This window comes from Streptomyces olivaceoviridis, from assembly GCF_014650115.1.
Taxonomy (GTDB): Bacteria; Actinomycetota; Actinomycetes; order Streptomycetales; family Streptomycetaceae; genus Streptomyces; species Streptomyces olivaceoviridis.
In genome coordinates, this window is sequence record NZ_BMUI01000002.1 from 83,571 (window position 1) to 103,968 (window position 20,398).

Annotated in this window: 18 protein-coding genes; 12 read left to right on the top strand and 6 right to left on the bottom strand. The window is 73.5% G+C overall.

Annotated elements, in window-relative coordinates; translation table 11 throughout:
• Nucleotides 1–3 precede the first annotated feature (3 nt).
• Together IE273_RS04285 and IE273_RS04290 are read right to left on the bottom strand one after the other, a co-directional pair.
• Nucleotides 4–918 (bottom strand): HipA family kinase, encoded by a 915-nt coding sequence (locus IE273_RS04285; RefSeq protein WP_189813788.1) that lies wholly within the window; start codon nt 916–918, stop codon nt 4–6.
• Between the two features lie 20 nt (nt 919–938).
• Nucleotides 939–2,438, bottom strand: a complete 1,500-nt coding sequence (locus IE273_RS04290; RefSeq protein WP_189813789.1) for an IucA/IucC family protein — start codon at nt 2,436–2,438, stop codon at nt 939–941.
• Between the two features lie 131 nt (nt 2,439–2,569).
• On the opposite strand from IE273_RS04290, the gene IE273_RS04295 reads away from it, so the two are divergent.
• From IE273_RS04295 to IE273_RS04315, 5 genes are all read left to right on the top strand, one after another.
• Nucleotides 2,570–4,093: an IucA/IucC family protein gene (locus IE273_RS04295; RefSeq protein WP_189814167.1), complete on the top strand. Its 1,524-nt coding sequence runs from the start codon at nt 2,570–2,572 to the stop codon at nt 4,091–4,093.
• Nucleotides 4,094–4,199: 106 nt separating this feature from the next.
• Entirely contained in the window at nt 4,200–5,741 is a 1,542-nt protein-coding gene (locus tag IE273_RS04300) for a hypothetical protein (protein WP_189813790.1), read from the top strand.
• Between the two features lie 49 nt (nt 5,742–5,790).
• Nucleotides 5,791–6,534, top strand: coding sequence for an NUDIX hydrolase (locus IE273_RS04305; protein ID WP_189813791.1), 744 nt, complete (start codon nt 5,791–5,793; stop codon nt 6,532–6,534).
• 79 nt (nt 6,535–6,613) lie between these two features.
• Nucleotides 6,614–7,876, top strand: a complete 1,263-nt coding sequence (locus IE273_RS04310; protein WP_189813792.1) for a VWA domain-containing protein — start codon at nt 6,614–6,616, stop codon at nt 7,874–7,876.
• A complete protein-coding gene (locus IE273_RS04315; protein WP_189813793.1) occupies nt 7,876–8,676 on the top strand; it encodes a hypothetical protein in 801 nt (266 codons plus the stop codon). Before IE273_RS04310 ends, IE273_RS04315 begins: the two co-directional genes overlap by 1 nt.
• Nucleotides 8,677–8,731: 55 nt before the next feature.
• On the opposite strand, the gene IE273_RS04320 is transcribed toward IE273_RS04315, so the two are convergent.
• Entirely contained in the window at nt 8,732–9,358 is a 627-nt protein-coding gene (locus IE273_RS04320; RefSeq protein ID WP_189813794.1) for a winged helix-turn-helix transcriptional regulator, read from the bottom strand.
• An 81-nt stretch (nt 9,359–9,439) separates the two neighbouring features.
• On the opposite strand from IE273_RS04320, the gene IE273_RS04325 reads away from it, so the two are divergent.
• The 6 genes from IE273_RS04325 (at nt 9,440) to IE273_RS04350 (ending at nt 15,140) form a co-directional block, all read left to right on the top strand.
• On the top strand, nt 9,440–10,648 hold the full coding sequence (locus IE273_RS04325) for a pyridoxal phosphate-dependent aminotransferase (RefSeq protein WP_189813795.1): 1,209 nt from the start codon (nt 9,440–9,442) through the stop codon (nt 10,646–10,648).
• A gap of 169 nt (nt 10,649–10,817) precedes the next feature.
• A complete protein-coding gene (locus IE273_RS04330) occupies nt 10,818–12,644 on the top strand; it encodes a trypsin-like serine peptidase (RefSeq protein WP_229887073.1) in 1,827 nt (608 codons plus the stop codon).
• A gap of 31 nt (nt 12,645–12,675) precedes the next feature.
• Nucleotides 12,676–13,224, top strand: a complete 549-nt coding sequence (locus tag IE273_RS04335; RefSeq protein ID WP_229887074.1) for a DUF4232 domain-containing protein — start codon at nt 12,676–12,678, stop codon at nt 13,222–13,224.
• A gap of 132 nt (nt 13,225–13,356) precedes the next feature.
• The gene (locus tag IE273_RS04340) at nt 13,357–13,959 is read left to right on the top strand and encodes a histidine phosphatase family protein (protein ID WP_189813796.1); all 603 of its coding nucleotides are present in this window, start codon (nt 13,357–13,359) and stop codon (nt 13,957–13,959) included.
• 85 nt (nt 13,960–14,044) lie between these two features.
• Nucleotides 14,045–14,665, top strand: a complete 621-nt coding sequence (locus IE273_RS04345; protein ID WP_189813797.1) for a hypothetical protein — start codon at nt 14,045–14,047, stop codon at nt 14,663–14,665.
• 52 nt (nt 14,666–14,717) lie between these two features.
• Complete coding sequence (locus tag IE273_RS04350; protein ID WP_189813798.1) at nt 14,718–15,140, top strand: acyl-CoA thioesterase; 423 nt, start codon at nt 14,718–14,720, stop codon at nt 15,138–15,140.
• A gap of 13 nt (nt 15,141–15,153) precedes the next feature.
• On the opposite strand, the gene IE273_RS04355 is transcribed toward IE273_RS04350, so the two are convergent.
• A complete protein-coding gene (locus IE273_RS04355; RefSeq protein ID WP_175252304.1) occupies nt 15,154–15,555 on the bottom strand; it encodes a winged helix-turn-helix transcriptional regulator in 402 nt (133 codons plus the stop codon).
• 118 nt (nt 15,556–15,673) lie between these two features.
• Here IE273_RS04355 and IE273_RS04360 point away from each other — a divergent pair, with 118 nt between their 5' ends.
• Nucleotides 15,674–17,113, top strand: coding sequence for an MFS transporter (locus IE273_RS04360; protein WP_189813799.1), 1,440 nt, complete (start codon nt 15,674–15,676; stop codon nt 17,111–17,113).
• A gap of 187 nt (nt 17,114–17,300) precedes the next feature.
• On the opposite strand, the gene IE273_RS04365 is transcribed toward IE273_RS04360, so the two are convergent.
• Nucleotides 17,301–18,668: a nucleobase:cation symporter-2 family protein gene (locus IE273_RS04365; protein ID WP_189814170.1), complete on the bottom strand. Its 1,368-nt coding sequence runs from the start codon at nt 18,666–18,668 to the stop codon at nt 17,301–17,303.
• 283 nt (nt 18,669–18,951) lie between these two features.
• Nucleotides 18,952–20,337 (bottom strand): 8-oxoguanine deaminase, encoded by a 1,386-nt coding sequence (locus IE273_RS04370; protein WP_189813800.1) that lies wholly within the window; start codon nt 20,335–20,337, stop codon nt 18,952–18,954.
• Between the last annotated feature and the right edge of the window lie 61 nt (nt 20,338–20,398).

Genomic DNA, 20,398 nt, shown 5'->3' on the forward strand with positions numbered 1-20,398 from the left:
GGGTCAGCCCAGGTGTACCGACCAGTCCTGTTCCGCCGCCGGCTTGCCGTGCAGGTCGGGGACCCGCTTCAGCCAGTCCGGGCGGCCCGCCTGTGTCTTCGCGGTGCGGGCGGCCTCCTCGGCCGCCAGTTCCTCGCGGCTCGGGAAGTCGGTGGGCAGCCACTGGGGGGAGAGCCGGACCCGGTCCAGGAGGTAGCCGACGTAGGCGTCCCGGACGTCGTCGGGCGTGGCGAACCCGGCGTCCTCGGCGAGCCAGGCGTCCGGCACCTCGGCGACGATCCCGCGCAGCAGTTCCTCCGTCACCCGGGGCGCCAGTTCGGCGTCGGCGGCGCGCACGTCGGGGCCGTAGTGGCCGAGGGCGTGGTGCCGGAAGTCGTACCGCCGGCCCGGGGCCGTGGTGTCCCAGCGGTGGTGGAAGACGAGGGCGGCGCCGTGGTCGATCAGCCACAGGCGCGCGGGCGCGGTGCCGAGCGTGGGCCAGACCATCAGGTTGGAGCTGTGGACCGTGCGGTCGACGTTCACGGTCAGCGCGTCCAGCCAGACGATCCGGCCGGCCTCCAGCGGGTCCACCGGGAAGGTCCGGGCGATCTCCGGGGTGAAGTCCCGGGCGCCCGGCAGGTAGTCCATGCCGAGGTTGACGCCCGCGCTGGCGCTGTGCAGCTCGCGCACCTCCTGGTGCGGCTCGGCGGCGGCGATGGCCGGGTCGAAGTGCACGAGGACCAGCTCGGGGAAGCGCAGACCGAGCGCGCGGGCGAGTTCCCCGACGATGATCTCGGCGACCAGCGCCTTGTGCCCCTGCGCCGAGCCCGTGAACTTCACGACGTAGGTGCCGTCGTCGTCGGCCTCCACGACCCCGGGCACGGAGCCGCCGGAGTGGAGCGGGGTCACGTATCGAACAGCAGTCACATCGCGCAGCACACCGGCCAGAGTACGGCAGGTCAGGCGCCGGCCAGCGGGTTCGGCAGCGGCAGGTAGCGGGCGTCCGCGCCGTCCGCGCCGGTCCAGCGCAGGAGCAGGTTGGTCTTGCCCGGCAGGGTGGGGGCGGTGAGCAGGGCGGGGATCTCGGGGAGGTCGTGACGGGCGAGTTCCCGGCGGGCGGCGGGCCAGGGGTCGAGGCCGGGATGGTGGTCGGCGAGGGCGCCGGCGATCTCGATGAGGTGGTTGACGACCAGGCAGTACACCAGCCGCTCCCAGCCGGCGGCCCGGGTCACGTCCGGCAGCAGCTTGGCGCCCTCCGCGTCCCGGAACAGGGCCTGCACGGGCGTACCGGCCGCGTCCACGGCGACCAGCGTGTTCTGGAGGTGGGCCTCCAGGACCACCCCGTGGTCGCCGAACGCGCTCAGGGCGGGCGGCACGACCTGCCGCAGGTACGCCTCCCACCAGGCGGCCGGGTCGGTGGCGGCGGCGAGCGGGCTGCCGTCGAAGCCCTCGGCGAGACCCGCCGCGAGCAGGGGGGTGGCGTCCGGCAGCAGATGCCCGCGCAGCCCGTCGCGGACCAGGACGGCCAGTTCCTCGAAGGCGAACGCGGCGGTGCGGTAGCCGCGGTCGCCGAGCCAGGCCGCGGGCGGGCCCATCGCCGCGAAGGCGTGCCGGACCGCGGTGTCGGTGCGGCGCAGTTTCCGCAGGTCGTGGCGCCACAGTCGGCGGATGTCGTTGGTGATGCGGACGTCCAGGCTGAACTTCAGGAACAGATCGCGGCGCGGCTCGTACACCGTGCGGACGGCGGCCGTGGGCCAGGTGTCGAACGGGGTCGTGCCCAGCCGCAGCAGCCGCCCGTCGGCGAAGGCGGGCGCGAGATCGCGGGCGACGAGGTCGAGCTGCCAGGGGTGGGCGGGCAGCAGCCGGTAGCCGGGCGGGGCGGTGCCGAGGGCGTCCAGGGCCCGGGTGTCGCCCTCCTCGGCCACCTGGTCCTCGCGGACGCCGAGCAGCGTCAGCGGGAACCGGGCGTGCGCCTCGGGGGCGTACGGCAGCCAGGACGCGACCGGGCCGCCGCCGCGCGCCTTGGGGGCCGGGTGGTGGGGGTGGCCGGTGAGCAGGGACTGCTCGGAGCGCAGATACGGGTCCTCGGGCGCCGTGGCCCGGGCGCGGGCGGTGAGCAGGGCGGCGATCGCGTCCCGGCTGTCGATCATCTCGGCGGGCAGGTCGCCGCCGGGCAGTCCGGTGTGCCGGCGCAGCTCCTCGGCGACCAGTTTGACCAGCTCCGAGTGGCCGATGCGGCGCCAGTCCCCGGCCGTGTACAGCTCGGGGTCGGCGGGGCGCCGACCGGGGCGCACCCGCAGCAGCCGGCCGTCCGGCAGCCGGTGGACGCGGCGGTCCCCGGCGTCCGGGAGCGGTTCGGCGACCTCCCGCAGCAGGCAGTTGAGCAGGGGCGCGGTCGCGTACGCGTCGGCACGGCGGCCGACGGCACCATGGGGGGGTGTGAGGTCCACGCGATCCATTCGTTCTTCGTCCAGGGGGCCCGCGGTCTTCCCCGGGGCACGCCGGGTGCGCCCTGCGGGAGCCGGTGACGATCAGTATGGCTGCCGTCCCGGACAATCGTGCCGTGGCCCGTGTACCCGAGGAGCCGACCGTGCACCGTCCCCCGACCGCCGACGCCGAGATCGCCGAGGAGCTGGCCGCCGTCCGGCCCGCGCTGCTGCCCCGGTACGCGGCGGAGTTGCCCGGTGCCCGCGCCGCCGTGCTGACCCGGCTGTGGCGGGCGCTGGCCCATGAGCCGCTGCCGTGGCTGTCCGGCCGGGTGTCCGGGGCGGACGGCCTCGCCCTGCGCCTGACCGACGGGCGGACCCTGCACGGGCCGCACGCGGATCCGTACGCCACGAGCGCGTACGTCACCGCCGTACGGCTGGACCGGGAGCGGTACGACGATCCGGCGCGGCTGATGACCGCGCTCGGGGTGCCGCACGCGTCCGCCTTCGCCGCGGAGCTGGCGCACAGCGTGGCCTCGCTGGCGCTGTCCCGGGCCGGCGCCGATCACCCGAAGCAGTGGCCGGTGCGGGGCGGCGGCAGGGACTGGGAGTGGGAGCAGCGGGTGGTGGACGGGCACCCGTACCACCCCAACTGCCGTTCCCGGCCCGGCTTCTCGGTGGCGGACCAGCTCGCGTACGCACCCGAGCACGGGCCGGTGGTGGAGCTGGGGACGGTTCCGGTGCCGGCGGACGGGTGCCTGGTGTCCGGTGACTGGCCGGCCGAGCTCCGCGACGGCGACCGGATCCTGGTGCCGGTCCACCCCTGGCAGGCCGCGCACGTGCTGGGGCGGTCGTACGCCCCCTGGCGCACCGCCCGTCCGCTGATGTCCCTGCGCACGCTGGCGGTGCCCGGCGGCCCGCACGTGAAGACCGCGCTGAGCGCCCGGCTGACGTCGTCGGTGCGGGACATCTCGGTGTACTCGGTGCGGGCCGCGGCGCCGCTGTCCGCGTTCGCCGAGGACCTGGCGGCGCGCACGGACGGCCTGCTGCACATCACCCGCACGCTGGGCGCGGTCACGGCCCACTCCCCCGACCTGGCCGCGCTGCTGCGGGAGTCGCCGGAGGTGTACGCCGGTCCCGGTGAACACGTCCTCCCGGTGGCCGCCCTCGCCACCACGTCCCTGCCCGGCTCACCCGCCTGGCTGGCCGCGTTCGCCCGGCTGGCGCTCACGGTGGGCCTGCGGCTGCTGGATCTCGGCGTGGCCCTGGAGGCCCACGGCCAGAACCTGCTGGTCGTCCTGTCGGCCGACGGCACCCCGCTGCGCCTGGTCTACCGCGACCTGGCCGACATCCGGATCAGCCCGGCCCGCCTGACCCGCCACGGCATCACCCCGCCCGCGCTCACCGGCCGCCTGATCACCGACGACGCCACCACCCTGCGCCGCAAACTGTTCGGCTCCCTGGTCGCGGGGGCCCTGGCGGGCACGGCCGGCTCGGCCCCCGCACTGGGCGCCGCGCTGCGGGGCGCCCTGCCCGGCCTGCCGTCCGGCCCGGACCTGGCGTCCCTGCGCGAGGACCCGCTTCCGGCGAAGGCGTTGACGCTGATGCGTCTTTCGCCCGACCGGGCGGGAGACATCTGGACGTCCCTGCCTCATCCCCGCACGGTGCCGTTCCCGGTCCAGGGCTGATTTCGCGTCATGTTCGGTGACTGAAAATGCCATTGTTCTCCGACGCGCCGTCCGGCGGTGTACCCCTGATGAGCCAGTCAGGACACGACAGTTTCGAGAGCAGCAGATGACCGACGACGACCGCAGTGACAGCCTGATGTCGCCGATCCAGCCCGAACAGCTGGATCCGGGGGCCGTGATCGCCCAGTCGCTCGACAACCAATGGGTCCCCGCGCAGCTCACCCGGAAGATGATCGAACGCGGGGAGTCCCTGGACCAGGTCGACCGCCAACGCGTGCGGGAGGTGCGGGCCGAGTACTTCCGCAGCCTCATCAACGCCAGCCAGGTCGTGATCAACCGGGCCTACTTCTACAACAACGACGCGATCAGCCGCGACCTCGTCGAGGAGGGGGAGGCCCGCGCGGCGCACCGCAAGCTGCTCGCCTCGGGCGCGATCGTCCCCTTCCTGCTGCGCGAACGCCACCCGGCCGAGGATCCGCCCGCCCACCTCCACCTGCGCCAGGAGGGCTTCACCGCCTGGCAGGAGACGCTGGCGGGCATGTCGGCGGACGAGCGGGTGCGCTGTGTGCGCATGTCCTGGGACGACTCCGCCGGCGACCAGGAGAACCTGAACCGCACCCGGATACGGCTCTACCAGCCGTTCACGGAGAAGGTCCAGGGACTCACGGCCAAGGACATCGACATCCTCGCCGCGCAGGTCGGCGTGGCCCGCGAGGACACGGACCGGTTCGGCGAACGGCTCGGCGAGGTCGTCGCGTTCAGCAACGGCCTCAGCGTGCGCAGGCAGCAGGTCGTGCGCAACACCCTGTACGAGGAGTTCGTGACCGTCCCGGGCACGAACGTGGCGGAGGGCAGGTACGACCGCGCCAAGCCCTTCGCGGCGGAGATCAAACAGCTCCTGGACCTCATCTACAACGTCAACCTGGCCGACGCACTGGGGCGTTACCCCCTCACACCGGTCGGCAGCCTGCGCCGCGTGGTGCTCCAGGAGGCCCGCGAGGCCACGTCCTCCACCGTCGGTGTCGTCCAGGACCCGGAGCGGCTGCTGACGTTCCTGCGGCAGCAGACCTTCGCCGTCGTGCAGGACCACCTGACGCCCCAGGCGGTGAACGACCTGACGCTGCACGACATCTGGCGGCTGCGGCAGACCCCCGCCTGGAACTCCTACATCAAGGCGTTCGGCGCGCTGACCTCCGCGCCGGAGACCTTCCACGACGGCGTCGGGCAGGTCTTCGACTCCTACGTCCGGCTCAACAAGGAGATCCTCCGGCTCGCGCGGGAGCGCCGGCAGGCCCGGCCGGCCCCCTGGCGCCCGGTGGTGGAGGTCGTCGTCACGGTGGGCGCGGCCGTGTTCACCGCCGTCAGCGGCAACGACATCTGGGAGGTGGCCGGTACTGTCCTGCCGCTCACGGTGAGCGGTTCGCTGACCGGCTCGGTGCAGTTGGTGCTGCGCAACCACATCGCCGGACGGCAGGAACAGAGGTTCGCCCGCGAGATCGCCTCCGTACGACTGGCGAGTGAACGAGAATGGGCGCAGTTCCACGACCTGGTGCGGCGGCTGCCCGGCTACCGGGACACGGCGGGCCCGGTTCCGGCGGGCACCGCCTCGACGACCACCCAGGACAACGAGGACCTGCCCGACTACTGACGGACCGACGAGCCGGAGTACCCCTTTGCCCAGCCTGCCGAGGCCCCCGATGAACCGTTACGAGGCACTGCGCCGGGACGTCCCGGAGTGGTTCCGCGACGATCCCGAAGGGGTCCGGATCCTCACGGACCCGGCGCTGATCCGCGACGCCCGCCGCCAGGTGACCATGGCCGGACAGAGCGGTCGCGGCGGCCTGTTCGGGGCCCTGTGCGCACGGCTGCGGGCCGTGCTGCGGCCGGTTCCGGCGGGTGTGGTGTCGGCCGGCCGCTACCTGTGGTACCTGCGCGACCCGGTGCGCTTCCCCGACGGCCGCCTCGGCCTGTACGACCGGATCCTGCCGCCCCCGGGTTCCTCCCCCGGCGTGGTGGTCCTGCCGCTGCTCGGTCCCGAGAGGAGAGTCGTGCTGATCGAGCACCACCGGCACGCGACCCGGAGCCGGCACTGGGAGGTGGTGCGCGGCTTCGGGGAGCCGGGCGCGACACCCACCGAGAACGTCACCCGGGAACTGCGGGAGGAGATCGCGACCACGCCGACGGAGGTGATCCCGCTGGGCGAACTGCACCCCGACACCGGGCTGCTCGCCCACGAGGTCCTGCTCTACGCGGCGTCCGTGGACGGCATCGGCGCGGTCGAGCGGGGCGAGGCGATCCACCGTGCCGTCACGGTGACGCCGGCCGAGGCGGAGGAGATGGTGGCCGACGGGCGGATCACCGACGGCTTCACGATCGCCGCGCTCTACCGGGCCCGCCTGGCAGGCGTGTTCGGGACCCCGGCGCCGGACGACGGGAGCTGAAGGGGCGGCCCGGGCACCCCGGGGCAGGGGGGTGGCGGTCGTTTTGGAGGACGGCCTGTCTGATCAATAAGATCCGGCGATGATCAGAAGACAACGGCTGGCGGCGGGCGTCTGTGCTCTGCTCGCCGCCCTGACGGCCGGGATCGCCTTTCCCGCCGGTGCGGTCGCCGACGAGACGGACCAGGCCGCTCCGAAGGTCGAACTGGTGCTGGACGTCAGCGGTTCCATGCGCACCCGTGACATCGACGGCGGCACCCGGATGGCCGCGGCGAAGCAGGCGTTCAACGAGGTGCTGGACGCGACCCCCGAGGAGGTCCAGCTCGGCATCCGTACGCTCGGCGCCAACTACCGCGGCGACGACCGCAAGGAGGGCTGCAAGGACACCGAGCAGCTCTACCCGGTCGGCCCGCTGAACCGGACCGACGCCAAGACGGCCGTGGCCACGCTGGCGCCGACCGGCTGGACGCCGATCGGCCCCGCGCTGCTGAAGGCGGCGGACGACCTGAACGGCGGTGACGGCACCCGCCGTATCGTCCTGATCAGCGACGGCGAGGACACCTGCCAGCCGCTCGACCCGTGCGAGGTGGCGCGGGAGATAGCCGCCAAGGGCATCGGGCTGACCATCGACACCCTCGGCCTGGTCCCGGACGCCAAGACCCGCGACCAGCTCAGCTGCATCGCCGACGCCACCGGCGGCACCTACACCGACGTGCGGCACAAGGAGGAACTGAGCGACCGGGTAGGCGAGTTGGTGGACCGGGCGGCCGAGCCCGTGGTCACGCCGGTGGCCACCGAGGGCGCGGACCGCTGCGAGAAGGCGCCGACGCTCAAGTCCGGCCTGTACACCGACCGCGCCGGGTTCGGGCAGCAGCGCTGGTACAAGGTGGACGTCGAGCCCGGTCAGGAGCTGCGCGCCTCGGTGAGCGTGGCGGACGACCGGGCCGTCCAGCCGAACTACGGTGTGCTGCTGCGGGCGGTGACCGCGCACGGCCGGGAGATCGTCCGCGGCGAGGCCGCCGGCACCGGCCGTACGGACGTCGTCTCCACCGGTCTGCGCTACCCCAGGCCGGAGAGCGACGACGACGCGGCGCCCGCGGAGACGGTGTGCCTCCAGGTCACCAGCTCCTTCTCGGCCGCGTCCGGCGTGAAGACGACCCCCGGTCTGCCGCTGGAGCTGACCGTCGACGTCGTGGACGGGCCGTCCGGTCACCACGACGTGGCCGCGTTCGGTCTCGGCCGTGGCTGGTGGCTGCTCGGCACGCTGGTGCTGATCGGCTTCCTCGCCGGTCTGCTGTGGGGCTGGCTGTCGCGCTGGCGGGTCGCCGTCTGGAGGACGAACTGATGCGGATCACGCGTGTGATGGGCGCCGCCCTGCTGGCGCTGGGGCTGGCCGCCGGACCGGCCGCCGCCGACTCCTCGCCCTCCCCGAGCGCCTCCGCCGACGGCGACGCGCCCACCCGGGCGGGCACCTCCTTCCGTACGGCGACCGAGATCGACCAGGGGCAGCAGGCCACCGCCTCCGGCTCCACCGGCGACTACCTGTACTGGTCGTTCCCCGCGGACACCGGGCAGCGCCCCACCGTCAGGGCGACGGTGAAACTCCCCGACGCGCACGGCTTCGAGACCTGGCAGCTCGACGTGTACGACGGTCTGCGGCGCCGCCAGTCCTGCCAGTACGGCGCCCAGACCCGGACCGCCGCGCAGGGTGCCGGCTCGGTCGAACTGGCCTGTGTGCTCCGCACGGTGCGGGGCTGGGCGGAGCCGTGGGCCAATGACCCGCTGCCGGGCACGTACTACGTCCGGCTGACGGTGGTGGACCTCGGCGCCGCCGACCTCGGCAAGCCGGTGGGCGCCGAGGTGCGCGTCGACTCCAAGGGCATCGGCGGCGCGGCGGCCGTGGACGGCTCGCTGGGCAAGCCGCTCGTCCCCGGGATCGCCGTCACGTCCGAGGAGGACAAGGACGGTGCGAAGGGTGCCGTGCTGTCCAGCTTCGGCTCCGACGACGGCTGGTCCTCCGGATGGTGGTCCGACCGGTGGGTGTGGACCGGGATCGGCGCGGTGCTGGCCGCGCTCGCCGGGATCGGGGGGTACGTGCTGACCCGGGGGTCCGGGCGGCCGTCCCGGGTGCCGCCGAACGTCTGATCCGCTGGAGCGTGAAGGCCCGCCGTCCGGCGGGCCTTCACGTTTCTCCGGGCGGTCACGCCTCGCGCAGCGCCTTGGCGAGCGTGCCGTCCCCGGTCACCGTGACCCGGCCGTCCCGTACCACGTCCGGCAGCCGAGTGTGCCCCCGGGCGATGGCCTCGCAGGTCACCGCGTCCACCTCCAGCCGCGCGTCCGCCTCGCCGGGGGCGGGCCCGTCGCCGTACACCGGCCCCTCCTGCGCGCCGACGTGGAGGTGGAAGTCCCCCTCCTCCAGGCGGACTTCCACGACGCCCTGGCCGTCCAGCGCCCGCAGCAGCGGCAGTGCGAACCAGTGCGCGCGGACGGCGTCGGTGGGCCTGCGCTCCCCCAGTTCTTCCTCGCCCCACGCGCCCAGCGCCTGGAGCACGGGCAGCAACCGGCGTCCCCGGGCGGTGAGTTCGTACACGTACGCCGCGCCCGGCGGGGGCAGCCGCCGTCTGGTGGTGAGCCCGTCCCGTTCCATGTCCTTCAGCCGCGAGGCGAGCACGTCCGTACTGACGCCGGGCAGGTCCGCGTGCAGGTCCGTGTAGCGGCGCGGGCCGGCGAGCAGTTCGCGGACGATCAGCAGGGTCCAGCGGTCACCGACGAGGTCGAGGGCGCGGGCTGCGGAGCAGTACTGGTCGTAGCTTCGACGAGGCGACATGCGACGCAGTCTAGACGCGTTGTTGGACTTTCCAAGCTCCTGCTTGGTAAAACCAAGCAACACGAGTTTCCGGAGGGGCGCATGGAGTTCCGGCAGTCCAACAAGCTCAGCGAGGTGTGCTACGAGATCCGCGGCCCGGTGATCGAGCACGCCAACGCACTGGAGGAGGCGGGGCACAGCGTGCTGCGCCTGAACACCGGCAATCCCGCGGCCTTCGGCTTCGAGGCGCCGGAGGAGATCCTCCAGGACATGATCCGGATGCTGCCGCGGGCCCACGGCTACACGGACTCCCGCGGCGTCCTCTCCGCCCGCCGCGCGGTCGCCCAGCGCTACCAGACCCTGGGCCTCGACGTGGACGTGGACGACGTCTACCTGGGCAACGGCGTCTCGGAGCTGGTCTCCATGGCCGTACAGGCGCTGATCGAGGACGGCGACGAAGTCCTCGTCCCGGCGCCGGACTTCCCCCTGTGGACCGCCGTCACCACGCTGGCCGGCGGCAAGGCCGTGCACTACCTGTGCGACGAACAGGCCGACTGGAACCCGGACCTGGCCGACATGGCGTCGAAGATCACCGACCGCACCAAGGCCGTGGTCATCATCAACCCGAACAACCCGACCGGCGCGGTCTACCCGAAGGAGGTCGTCGAGGGCATCCTCGACCTGGCCCGCCGGCACGGCCTGATGGTGTTCGCCGACGAGATCTACGACCAGATCCTCTACGACGACGCCGTCCACCACTCGGCCGCGGCGCTCGCCCCCGACCTCGTCGTCCTCACCTTCTGCGGCCTGTCCAAGACCTACCGGGTGGCGGGCTTCCGCTCCGGCTGGCTGGTGGTCACCGGGCCGAAACAGCACGCCAAGGACTACCTGGAGGGCCTGACCATGCTGGCCTCCATGCGGCTGTGCGCCAACGCGCCCGCCCAGTACGCCATCCAGGCCGCGCTCGGCGGACGCCAGTCCATCGGCGAACTCACCGTGCCCGGCGGGCGGTTGTACGAGCAGCGGAACGTGGCCTGGGAGAAGCTCAACGAGATCCCGGGCGTGTCCTGCGTCAAACCCAAGGGCGCGCTGTACGCGTTCCCGCGCATCGACCCCAAGGTGCACCCGATCCACGACGACGAGAGGTTCGTCCTGGACCTGCTGCTGCGCGAGAAGATCCAGGTGGTCCAGGGCACCGGCTTCAACTGGCCCTCCCCCGACCACTTCCGCATCCTGACCCTGCCGCACGCGGACGACCTGGAGGCGGCGATCGGCCGGATCGGCAGGTTCCTCAGCGGGTACCGGCAGTAGGCGCCTGGCCCGTTTCGCGCATTCATGCGAAGATCACCCCCGTTGACGACCGGGGGACCGCCGCGGGGCGGGCCGCCCCTCGGCCGCCGGTGCGCGCCCGACCAGCGCCGCACCCCCCTGGTCCGGTCCGAGCGGACCGTTCGGACACGCCAGACCAGGGGGAGTCGCAGTGTTCTCGTACGGACAACGCCGTACGCACGCGAGGCGCCGTACGGCCGTCGCCGTGCTGTGCGCGGTGGTACTCGGGCTCACGGCGCCGGGCGCCCGGGCCTCGGGCGGGCCCCGGCCGGCCGCGCCCACCGCCGGGCAGGAGGCACGGCAGGCCGCGCGGTTCTGGACCGCGCGGCGCATGGCCGACGCCCGGCCGCTGGACGCGGCGCGGCACGTGCCGGCGGAGCCGGGGGCGGCGACCGCGGCGGCGGCCCGGCCGAAGGGCACCCTGTTCACGGGAACCCGCCTGGTGGGCACGTTCTTCGGCGCCGACGGACCGCGCGGCACCACCTGGCACTGCACCGGCAGCGTGATCGACACCGAGGCGCGGAACATCGTCCTCACCGCGGCCCACTGCGCGCTGAACATGAAGGGCGACTACATCTTCGTCCCGAAGTTCGTGAAGGGCGCGGCCGCCGACCGGCAGCCGTACGGCATCTTCCCCGTCCAGCGGATCTTCATCGACCCCCGGTACGTGCCCGACCGCGGTTCGGCCACCACCAAGAAGGCCGCGTCCGACCTGGACACCGCGTTCGCCCGGGTCTCGGCCAACCAGCGGGGCGCATCCCTCCAGGACGCCGTGGGCGGCGGCCTGACCTTCACCCGGCCGGCCGGCTACACCCACCGGAACGTCACCGTCGTCGGCTACCCCTCGCACCGGCACAACAGCGCCGGACGCGCCGTCAAGTGCACGGTCCCGACCACGCAGCTGCGCGGCTACCGGCAGCTGTCGATGACCTGCGGCGGCTACTACGGCGGTGTCTCCGGCAGCCCGTGGATCACCGACTACCAGGACGACGCCCGCACCGGGCACGTCATCGGCGACCTCGGCGGCTACAACGGCGGCGGGAACGACGCCGACGCCGACTACATCAGCTACGCCACCGCGTTCGGCGCGGATGCCGCGAACCTCCTCGCCGACGCCGTCGCCGACCAGGCCCCGCCCGCCGACCTGCCGCCGTACCGCGGAGTCAAGGGCGCGCTGCCGGGCGGCGCCGCACGCTGGCGCAAGGCCACGCTCATGGCGTCCGGCGACTACACCGGCGACCGGCACGGCGATCTGCTCGTGGTCTGGCCGGACGGCGGGGTCACCCTGCACCCGGGCGACGGCAAGGGCGGTTTCCTCGCCGAGAAGCGGCTGCGGCGGGCCAACTCCACCTGGGCCCACGCCCGTACCCTGACCGGCGGCACCTTCACCGGCGGCACCCGGTCCGGCCTGCTGGTGCGCTGGTCCGACGGCGAGGTCACCCTCTACCCGCAGCCCGGCCCCTCCGGCCTGGGCCGGGAGATCCGGATGGCGCCGCCCGGCCCGGCATGGAAGAAGGCCGTCCAGTTCGCCTCCGGAGCGTTCCGGGCGGACGGGGGCACGGGGCTGCTGGTCCGCTGGGCCGACGGCGCGCTCACGCTGTACCCGCAGATCGGGGCCGGTGGCCTCGGCACCGGCACGCGGCTCGTCGCGGCGAACGGCACCTGGGCCAAGGCCGCCCTGCTGGCCGGCGGCGATTTCGACGGTGCGGCCGGCGGGGACCTGCTGGTGCGCTGGGCGGACGGCGCGCTCGACACGTACACCGGCACCTCGGCGGCGGGTCTCGGCACCAGGACACGGGTGCGCGGCCCGAACAGCCTGTGGCGGCACGCGCAGGCGCTGACGGTCGGCGGCTTCCGCCACGGCGACCCGGGGAACGACCTCGTCGTGCGCTGGTCCGACGGGGAGACGACGCTGTACGCCGACACCGGCACGCAGGCGGTCGGCACCGAGCACACGCTGGTCCATCCCGGCACCTGACCGCGCCACCACGTACCGTCCAGGGGGAATCATGCGCGTGACCACTCGCCTCGCCGACGGCCTCGCCCTGCTGACGGCCGGCCTGGCGCTGACGGCCTGCGGCACCGGCACGACGGCCGCACCGGACGCCACCGCACCGCCCTGCCGGACCGGCTCACTGGCCTGGACGCTCTCCCTGCTCGACGGGGACGGCACGCGCACGGGTGCCGGCCGGCCCGACGCACGGCTCACCGCCGTCAACAAGGGCCCCGGCGCGTGCGTGTTCGCGGGCTACCCGGGCCTGGAGATCCACAACGGCAAGGCGGAGAGCGTCGAGGGCAGCGGGCAGGGACGTCCGGCCCCCCTCGCCCTGCCCGTCAGGGCCTCCGTGACCGTGGACCTCCGCTACACGCGCCGTGGCACGAAGGGCACGGATGACAGCTGGTGCGTGCGGCAGGGCGAGGCATCGGTCCGGGCCCCGCACGACACCCGTGGCGCGGTCGTCCCCGTCACGGACGCGCACGGGAAGGCCGCCGCGATCGACGCCTGCGGGGAGACCCTCGCCATGGCGGTGCCGCGCCGCGCACCGGCCGGGTCCTGAGACAGCGGGCCGGGTCCTGAGACAGCGGGCGTCCGGACCGCGAGCCGCCGCGCGATGGCCGTCGCCCCGCGGACCGGCCGTCTGGCGCAGTCCGTCCTGCGGGCGGCGGGCGCCCTGTGCCACCGTGCCGTCATGGGTGACCTCTTTCTCGTGCGGCACGGTGAGACCGAGTGGTCGCGGTCCGGGCGGCACACGGGCCGGACCGACGTACCCCTCACCGAGCACGGGCGGGAGGAGGCGCGCCGGCTGGTCCCGCTGATCCGCTCGCACCGGATCGGGGCGGCGTTCGTCAGCCCCTTGCAGCGCGCCCTGGAGACCGCCGAGCTCATCGGCGTCCCGGACGCCCGGGTCGACGCCGACCTCCACGAGTGGGACTACGGCGGCTACGAGGGTGTGACCACCGTGGACATCCAGCGGAGCCGGCCCGGCTGGTTCCTGTTCACGGACGGCGTCGCCCCCGGGCCGCCGGACCACCCGGGCGAGACCCCGGAGCAGGTCGGGCAGCGCGCCGACCGGATGCTGGCCAAGGTCGACGCGGCGCTCGGCAACACCGAGGGGGTCGTCGTACTGATCGCCCACGGCCACTTCCTCCGCGTCCTCACCGCCCGCCGCCTGGGCCTGCCGCCCCAGCACGGCGCCCTCTTCCAGCTCGCGACGGGGGCACTGTGCCGACTCGGCACGGAGCACGGCCGACCGGTCATCGCGGGGTGGAACATCCGGCCCCCGAGGGAGTGAGGGCCCGCCGCGGGTGGAACCGGCGTTGTCGGACCCGGACCGTACTCTGCGAGTGGGTCACCCGTTCGGCAGGAAGGAGCCCTCCGTGAGCCGGCCGCCCACCCCCGCGCAGCGGCGGTTGATCGAGGACGCCGATCCGGTCACCGGCCGGCTTCGCGGTACCGACGCCCAGCTCACGGCGCTGGTGAAGCGGGGGCTCGCCTTCCGGCATCCCCGGCCGCCGCACGACCACTTCCTCACCCCGGCGGGCCACCGGATACGGGACGCGGTGCCCGAGCCACCGGCGGAGCCGGCGCGGGACACCGGCGTGTTCACGGCCCGCGTCGGCGGCGAGGAGGAACCGCCCGCGTCCGGTCCGGCGCGGCAGCGCGAGGTGCACAGTGCCTGGCAGGGGCTGCTGGAGCTGCGCCGGATGACGAATCCCGACGGCGCGGCGGACCGGCCGTGCGGGTGGGAGCGGACGCATCTGGTGCGGGCCGCGGCGCTCGCGCTGGAGACGGCCGGGCACCTGCCCGCGGGCGGGGACGCGGACGGCTACCGGGTCCGGGCGACCCCGCAGCCGGAGGCGGTGGCGGTGTACGCGCCGGACGCGCGGACGCTGGCCGCCTGCGCGGTCACGCTGGAGCGGGCCGGCTGGCAGGCGGGCGAGTACACCGAGCCCCGGACGAGAGCGCGCTTTCTGCTGGCCTCGCCGCGCCGGGTGTGACCGGCGTGTCAGGATCGGTCGACCGGAGAGTCGAACTGGAGAAGGGCAAGCAGTGGCCGAACCGTTTTCCGTCCGTGTGACCGTCCGCGGCTACGAGACCGATGTGCAGGGTCACCTCAACCAGGCGGTGTACCTCAACTACGCGGAGCACGCCCGCTGGTCGCTGCTCCAGGCGGCCGGGATCAGCCAGGCCCGGCTGGTGGGCCGGGGCGTGGGCCCGGTGGCGCTGGAGACGACCATCCGCTACCGCCGTGAGCTGCTCGCCGGCGACGAGGTCGACGTGACCTGCGCGTTCGAGTGGGGGGAGGGAAAGACCTTCCGGATCCGGCAGGAGATCGTGAAGGCCGACGGCACCCTGGCGGCCGAGGTCGTCGCGGTGGGCGGCCTGATGGACCTGGCCGCGCGCAAGCTGCTGGCCGACCCCCGGGAGGTGTTCAAGGAGCTGGCGACGGACCCCGGTCTGTTCGGCCTGTAGGCCCGCCGGGGACCTACGCGTCGAGCGACTCCGGCCGGTGCTCGGCGTCGTAGGCCGCCCGCGCCTCGGCGACGTACACCCGGTTGCGCTCGGCCCAGTCGGTCAGCCGTTGCAGGGTGTCGTGCAACTCGTGGGCGACGGGCGTGAGTTCGTACTCCACCTTCGGCGGCACCGTCGGATGGACGGTGCGCGTCACCAGGCCGTCCCGTTCCAGGTTGCGCAGGGTGAGGGTCAGCATGCGGCGGCTGATGCCCTCGATGCCGCGCTCCAACTCCGTGAACCGGATGGGTCCGTGCGCGGCGGCGACGAGGATCTGCACGCTCCACTTGCCGGCCACCCTGTCAAGGACTTCGCGGACGGGGCACGCGTGCGCGTTCACTGCCTGGACGGTAACACCGGTGTTCCCCTGGGACATCGGACTGCCTCCTTACGCCGGTCCTCATGGTCACCCACGATGGCTCCCGTTACAAACCGTGCACCAAGGTGCGCGGGAAGAACCGGAGAACGCGGGAAGAACGGGGAGGCGGCACACGATGTCGGCCATGATCGAGAACAGTCCGTCACCGGTGGCGGTGGCCGCGGGAGCACGGTACTCCCGCTGGACCTCCCTCGCCGTGCTGTGCGCGGGCACGCTGATGACGGTACTGGACGGCAACATCGTCACGGTGGCGATGCCCGCCGTCCAGAGCGACCTCGGCTTCAGCGGACCCGGGCTGGCCTGGGTCGTCAACGCCTATCTGATCGCCTTCGGCGGACTGCTCCTGCTGGCGGGACGGCTCGGTGACCTGGTGGGCCGCAAGCGGATGTTCACAGCGGGGCTCGCGGTGTTCACGCTGGCGTCGGTGCTGTGCGGGACGGCGACCGGGCAGGGCATGCTGATCGCGGCGCGGGCGGCGCAGGGCGCGGGCGGGGCGATGGCCTCGGCGGTGGTCCTCGGGATGCTGGTGGCACTGTTCCCCGAGCCGCGCGAACAGGCCCGGGCCATCGCGGCGTTCAGCGCGGTCGGCGCGGCGGGCGGCGCGCTCGGCACCTTCCTCGGCGGTGCCCTGACCGAGGCCCTGAGCTGGCACTGGATCTTCCTGATCAACCTGCCGATCGGGGTGGCCGCGTGGCTGGCCGCGGTGCGGGTGCTCGCCCCGGAGCCCGGCGCCGGGCTCGGCCGGGGCGCCGACTACCCCGGGGCCGCACTGGTCACCGGCGCACTGATGCTCACGGTGTACGTGATCGTCGGCGCGGGCGACCGCTCCCGCACCGTCACCCTGCTGCTGGCCGCCCTCGCCCTCGCCCTGTTCGGGGCGTTCGCCCTGCGCCAGGCCCGGGCCGCGCGCCCGCTGCTGCGGCTGCGGCTGTTCCGCTCCCGGCCGCTGACCGGCGCCAACGCGGTCCAGGTACTGATGATCGCCACGATGTACGGCTTCCAGTTCATCGGCGCGCTGTATCTGCAACGGGTGCTGGGGTACGGCGCGCTCGCCACCGGCACCGCGTTCCTGCCGGCCCCGATCGCGATCGGTGTGCTGATGCTGGGGCTGTCCGCGCGGACCGTGGCCCGGTTCGGCGGGTACCGGGTGCTGCTGACCGGCCTGGTGCTGATCACTGCGGGCATGGCCCTGCTGGGCCGGGCGCCCGCCGACGGCTCCTACGGCACCGATGTGCTGCCGGCGATGCTGCTGCTGTCCGCCGGGTTCGCGGCGGCCATGCCGGCGCTCACCGGGCTGGCGATGTCGGGCGCCCGGGCGGAGGACGCGGGACTCGCGTCCGGACTGTTCAACACCACCCAGGTGATGGGCGGTTCGCTGGGCCTGGCGGTCCTGTCCACGCTCGCGGCGAGCCGCACCGAGGGCCTGCTCGCCGACGGCACGTCCCCGCTGCCCGCGACCGCCGAGGGCTACCGCCTGGCCTTCACCGTGGCCACGGCCATCGCGGCGACGGCCCTGCTCCTGGCGGCACTGACCCTGCGCGAACGCCGCGCCTGACGCCGGGCGAGGACGTGTCGAGCCCAGTCCGTACATCTCCGTCGACATCGAGGCCGACGGTCCGACCGCCGAGGGTACGACTGGACGTTCCCGGACTGGTACCTGGTCCGCTTGACCGAGAGCGCGTGGCCGGGGGGCACCGCGTCGCCGCCGTGCCCCCCGAACGGTTGAGCCCTGACCGCCGGCCTCAGTGCGCGGCGGCGATCTCCTGGCCCGCCTCCATGGGGTGGGTGACGTCGTGGGCCTCGCGGCCCTTGCCCAGGTGGTTGAAGAGGAGGTTGAGCACCACGGCGGTGACGCAGCCCGTGGAGATGCCCGAGTCGAGGACGATCTTCGCGGTCTCGGGGAACGCGTGGTAGAACTCCGGCGCGGTGATCGGGATGATGCCGACCGCGAGGGACACGGCCACGATCAGGACGTTGTTGTCCCGGTCCAGGCCGGCCCGGACCAGGGTCTGGATGCCGCTCGCGGCGACCGAGCCGAACAGGACGACGCCGGCGCCGCCGAGGACCGGCCGGGGTACGACCGCGATGAGCGAGGCGGCCATCGGGCACAGGCCCATCAGCACCAGGAAGCCGCCGCCGGTCGCGACGACGTACCGGCTGCGGATCCTCGTCATCGCGACCAGGCCGATGTTCTGGGCGAAGGCGCTGCACATGAAGCCGTTGAACAGCGGGCTGATCGCGGAGCCGAGGGTGTCGGCACGCAGGCCGGCCGCGATGGTCTTCTCGTCCGCGGGACGCTCCACGATCTCGCCGAGCGCCAGCATGTCGGCGGTCGACTCGGTCATCGAGACCACCATCACCACGCACAGCGAGAGGATCGCGGCGAGCTGGAACTGCGGGGCGCCGAAGTGGAACGGGGTGGGGAAGCCGACCACGTCCGCGTGGGCGACGGGGCTGAAGTCCGTGACGCCGAACGGTATCGCGACGAGCGTGCCCACGATCAGGCCGAGCAGGACGGCGATCTGCTTGACGAAACCGCGGGTGAAACGACGCAGCAGCAGGACGATGAGCAGGGTGATGCCGGCGAGGGTGAGGTAGGTCGTGGAGCCGTAGTCGTCCGCCCGGGGGTCGGGGCCCTGGGCCCAGCCGAAGGCGACCGGCAGCAGGGACACCCCGATCAGGGTGATGACGGAGCCCGTGACGACGGGCGGGAAGAAGCGGACCGCCTTGCAGAAGACGGGCGCGGCGAGGAAGCCGAGGAGGCCGGCGACGATGACCGCGCCGAAGATGACCGGCAGGGCGTCGGACTTGTCCTTGGTGGAGGCGACGATCGCGGTCATGGGGGCGACACCGGCGAAGGTGACGCCGTTGACGAAGGGCAGCCGGGCGCCGATCTTCCAGAAGCCGAGCGTCTGGAGGAAGGTGGCGAGGCCCGCGGTGAACAGGCAGGCACCGGTGAGGAAGGTCAGGTCGGTCGCGCTCAGGCCGATGGCCGCGCCGACGATGAGCGGCGGGGCGACGACCCCGGCGTACATGGCGGCCACGTGCTGAAGGCCGCTGGTCGCCATTTTCAGGGCGGGGAGTTTCTCGTCTACGGGATGGTCGGCCACGGCGGGTCCTCCGGGCGGGTAGCACGTCGTCGTCGACGTGGGTGTCATGGAGGTGGTGCGGGTGGGCATGGGGGCACCTCCCTGTTCGAGCGAAGCCGAGAACTGGGGGAGGGACCTTGCGGGGGGTGGCGCGGTGAGCGGGGCGAGCGGTGTGGGGGTGACCGTCCCCGGGGCGCGTGTGTGCACCCGTCCCGGGGACGGCTGCCGTGGATCCCGCTGGGATCCACGGGTCCCGGCCGGGAGCCGTCCCTCCCGGCCGGAGTCTGTACGGGCCCGAGCCGGGTCAGGCCCGTGCGGTGACGCGGGCCAGGCGCTGCGCCTCCGCGCGGGTGGCGACGGCGATGGCGTCCTCGTCCACGGTGAGCAGGCGGCCGTTCTGAACGATCTGCCGGCCGTTGACGAAGGACGCGGTGACCGGTGCCGCGGCGCCGAAGACCAGCGCGGTCACCGGGTCGGCGATCGAGGCGTGGGCGAGGGTGTCCATCTTCCACAGCACCAGGTCGGCGAGCTTGCCGGGCTCCAGCGAGCCGATCTGCTCCGCCCGCCCGAGGACCCGGGCGCCGCCGTGGGTGCCGAGCCGCAGCGCCTGGCGGGCGTTCAGCGCGGCCTCGCGATGGGCGCCGAGGCGGTTGATCAGAAGGGCGTTGCGCAGCTCGGTGTGGAGTTCGCCGGACTCGTTGGAGGCCGTGCCGTCGACGCCGAGGCCGACCGGGACGCCCGCCTTGAGCATGTCGGGGACGCGGGCGATGCCGGCCGCGAGACGGGCGTTGGAGGACGGGCAGTGGGCGACGCCGGTCTTCGTGCGGGCGAACGCGGCGATGTCGGAGTCGGTCATGTGCACGCAGTGCGCCATCCACACGTCCTCACCGAGCCAGCCGGTGGACTCGAAGTAGTCGGTCGGGCCCATGCCGAACAGCTCGTGGCAGAACTTCTCCTCCTCCACCGTCTCCGAGCCGTGGGTGTGCAGCCGTACGCCGAGCCGGCGGGCCAGTTCGGCGCCCTCGCGCATGAGTTCGGTGGAGACGGAGAACGGCGAGCACGGCGCGACCGCCACCTGGGTCATCGCGTCGAAGGAGGCGTCGTGGTGCGTGCGGACGGTCTCCTCGGTGGCGGCGAGGGCGCCCTGAAGCGTCTCGACGGCGAAGTCCGGCGGCAGCCCGCCGTCCTTCTCGCTACGGTCCATGGAGCCGCGGGCCAGCGTGAAGCGGACACCCGTCTCGGCGGCGGCCCGGATGATCGAGCCGGACAGGTCGCCGGAGCCGCGCGGGTAGACGTAGTGGTGGTCCATGGCGGTGGTGACACCGCCCCGCGCCATCATCGCGAGGGACCCCTGCGCGGCGGCGTACGTCATCTGCTCGTCGATGCGCGCCCACGTGGGGTAGAGCGCGACCAGCCAGTCGAACAGGTTGTGGTCGGTGGCCAGGCCCCGGGTGATCCACTGGTAGAAGTGGTGGTGGGTGTTGACCAGACCGGGCGTGGCCAGGTGGCCGGTCGCGTCGATCCGGCGCACCACGTTCTCCAGACCCTCCGGGGCCTTGCCCGCGCCGACCGACTCGATGCGGTTGCCGGCCAGGACGAGGTGCCCGGAGGCGTACTCCGTGTCGCCCGCGTCCACGGTCGCGATGGCGCAGTTCTCGATGACGATGCGCTCGGCTGCCGATGGTGCCATCGTGCTTCCTTGTCTTTCGGTGGCGGCCCGTGAACGGGGGTGGTCCACGGGAAGGGCACGG

Excerpts from the sequence above, each read along its gene's own strand:
- IE273_RS04320 (WP_189813794.1), bottom strand. The coding sequence starts at position 9,358 with ATGTCGCCTCGTCGAAGCTACGACCAGTACTGCTCCGCAGCCCGCGCC.
- IE273_RS04370 (WP_189813800.1), bottom strand. The coding sequence starts at position 20,337 with ATGGCACCATCGGCAGCCGAGCGCATCGTCATCGAGAACTGCGCCATC.
- IE273_RS04360 (WP_189813799.1), top strand. The coding sequence starts at position 15,674 with ATGTCGGCCATGATCGAGAACAGTCCGTCACCGGTGGCGGTGGCCGCG.
- IE273_RS04300 (WP_189813790.1), top strand. The coding sequence starts at position 4,200 with ATGACCGACGACGACCGCAGTGACAGCCTGATGTCGCCGATCCAGCCC.
- IE273_RS04305 (WP_189813791.1), top strand. The coding sequence starts at position 5,791 with ATGAACCGTTACGAGGCACTGCGCCGGGACGTCCCGGAGTGGTTCCGC.
- IE273_RS04290 (WP_189813789.1), bottom strand. The coding sequence starts at position 2,438 with ATGGATCGCGTGGACCTCACACCCCCCCATGGTGCCGTCGGCCGCCGT.
- IE273_RS04355 (WP_175252304.1), bottom strand. The coding sequence starts at position 15,555 with ATGTCCCAGGGGAACACCGGTGTTACCGTCCAGGCAGTGAACGCGCAC.
- IE273_RS04315 (WP_189813793.1), top strand. The coding sequence starts at position 7,876 with ATGCGGATCACGCGTGTGATGGGCGCCGCCCTGCTGGCGCTGGGGCTG.
- IE273_RS04335 (WP_229887074.1), top strand. The coding sequence starts at position 12,676 with ATGCGCGTGACCACTCGCCTCGCCGACGGCCTCGCCCTGCTGACGGCC.
- IE273_RS04340 (WP_189813796.1), top strand. The coding sequence starts at position 13,357 with ATGGGTGACCTCTTTCTCGTGCGGCACGGTGAGACCGAGTGGTCGCGG.
- IE273_RS04325 (WP_189813795.1), top strand. The coding sequence starts at position 9,440 with ATGGAGTTCCGGCAGTCCAACAAGCTCAGCGAGGTGTGCTACGAGATC.
- IE273_RS04310 (WP_189813792.1), top strand. The coding sequence starts at position 6,614 with ATGATCAGAAGACAACGGCTGGCGGCGGGCGTCTGTGCTCTGCTCGCC.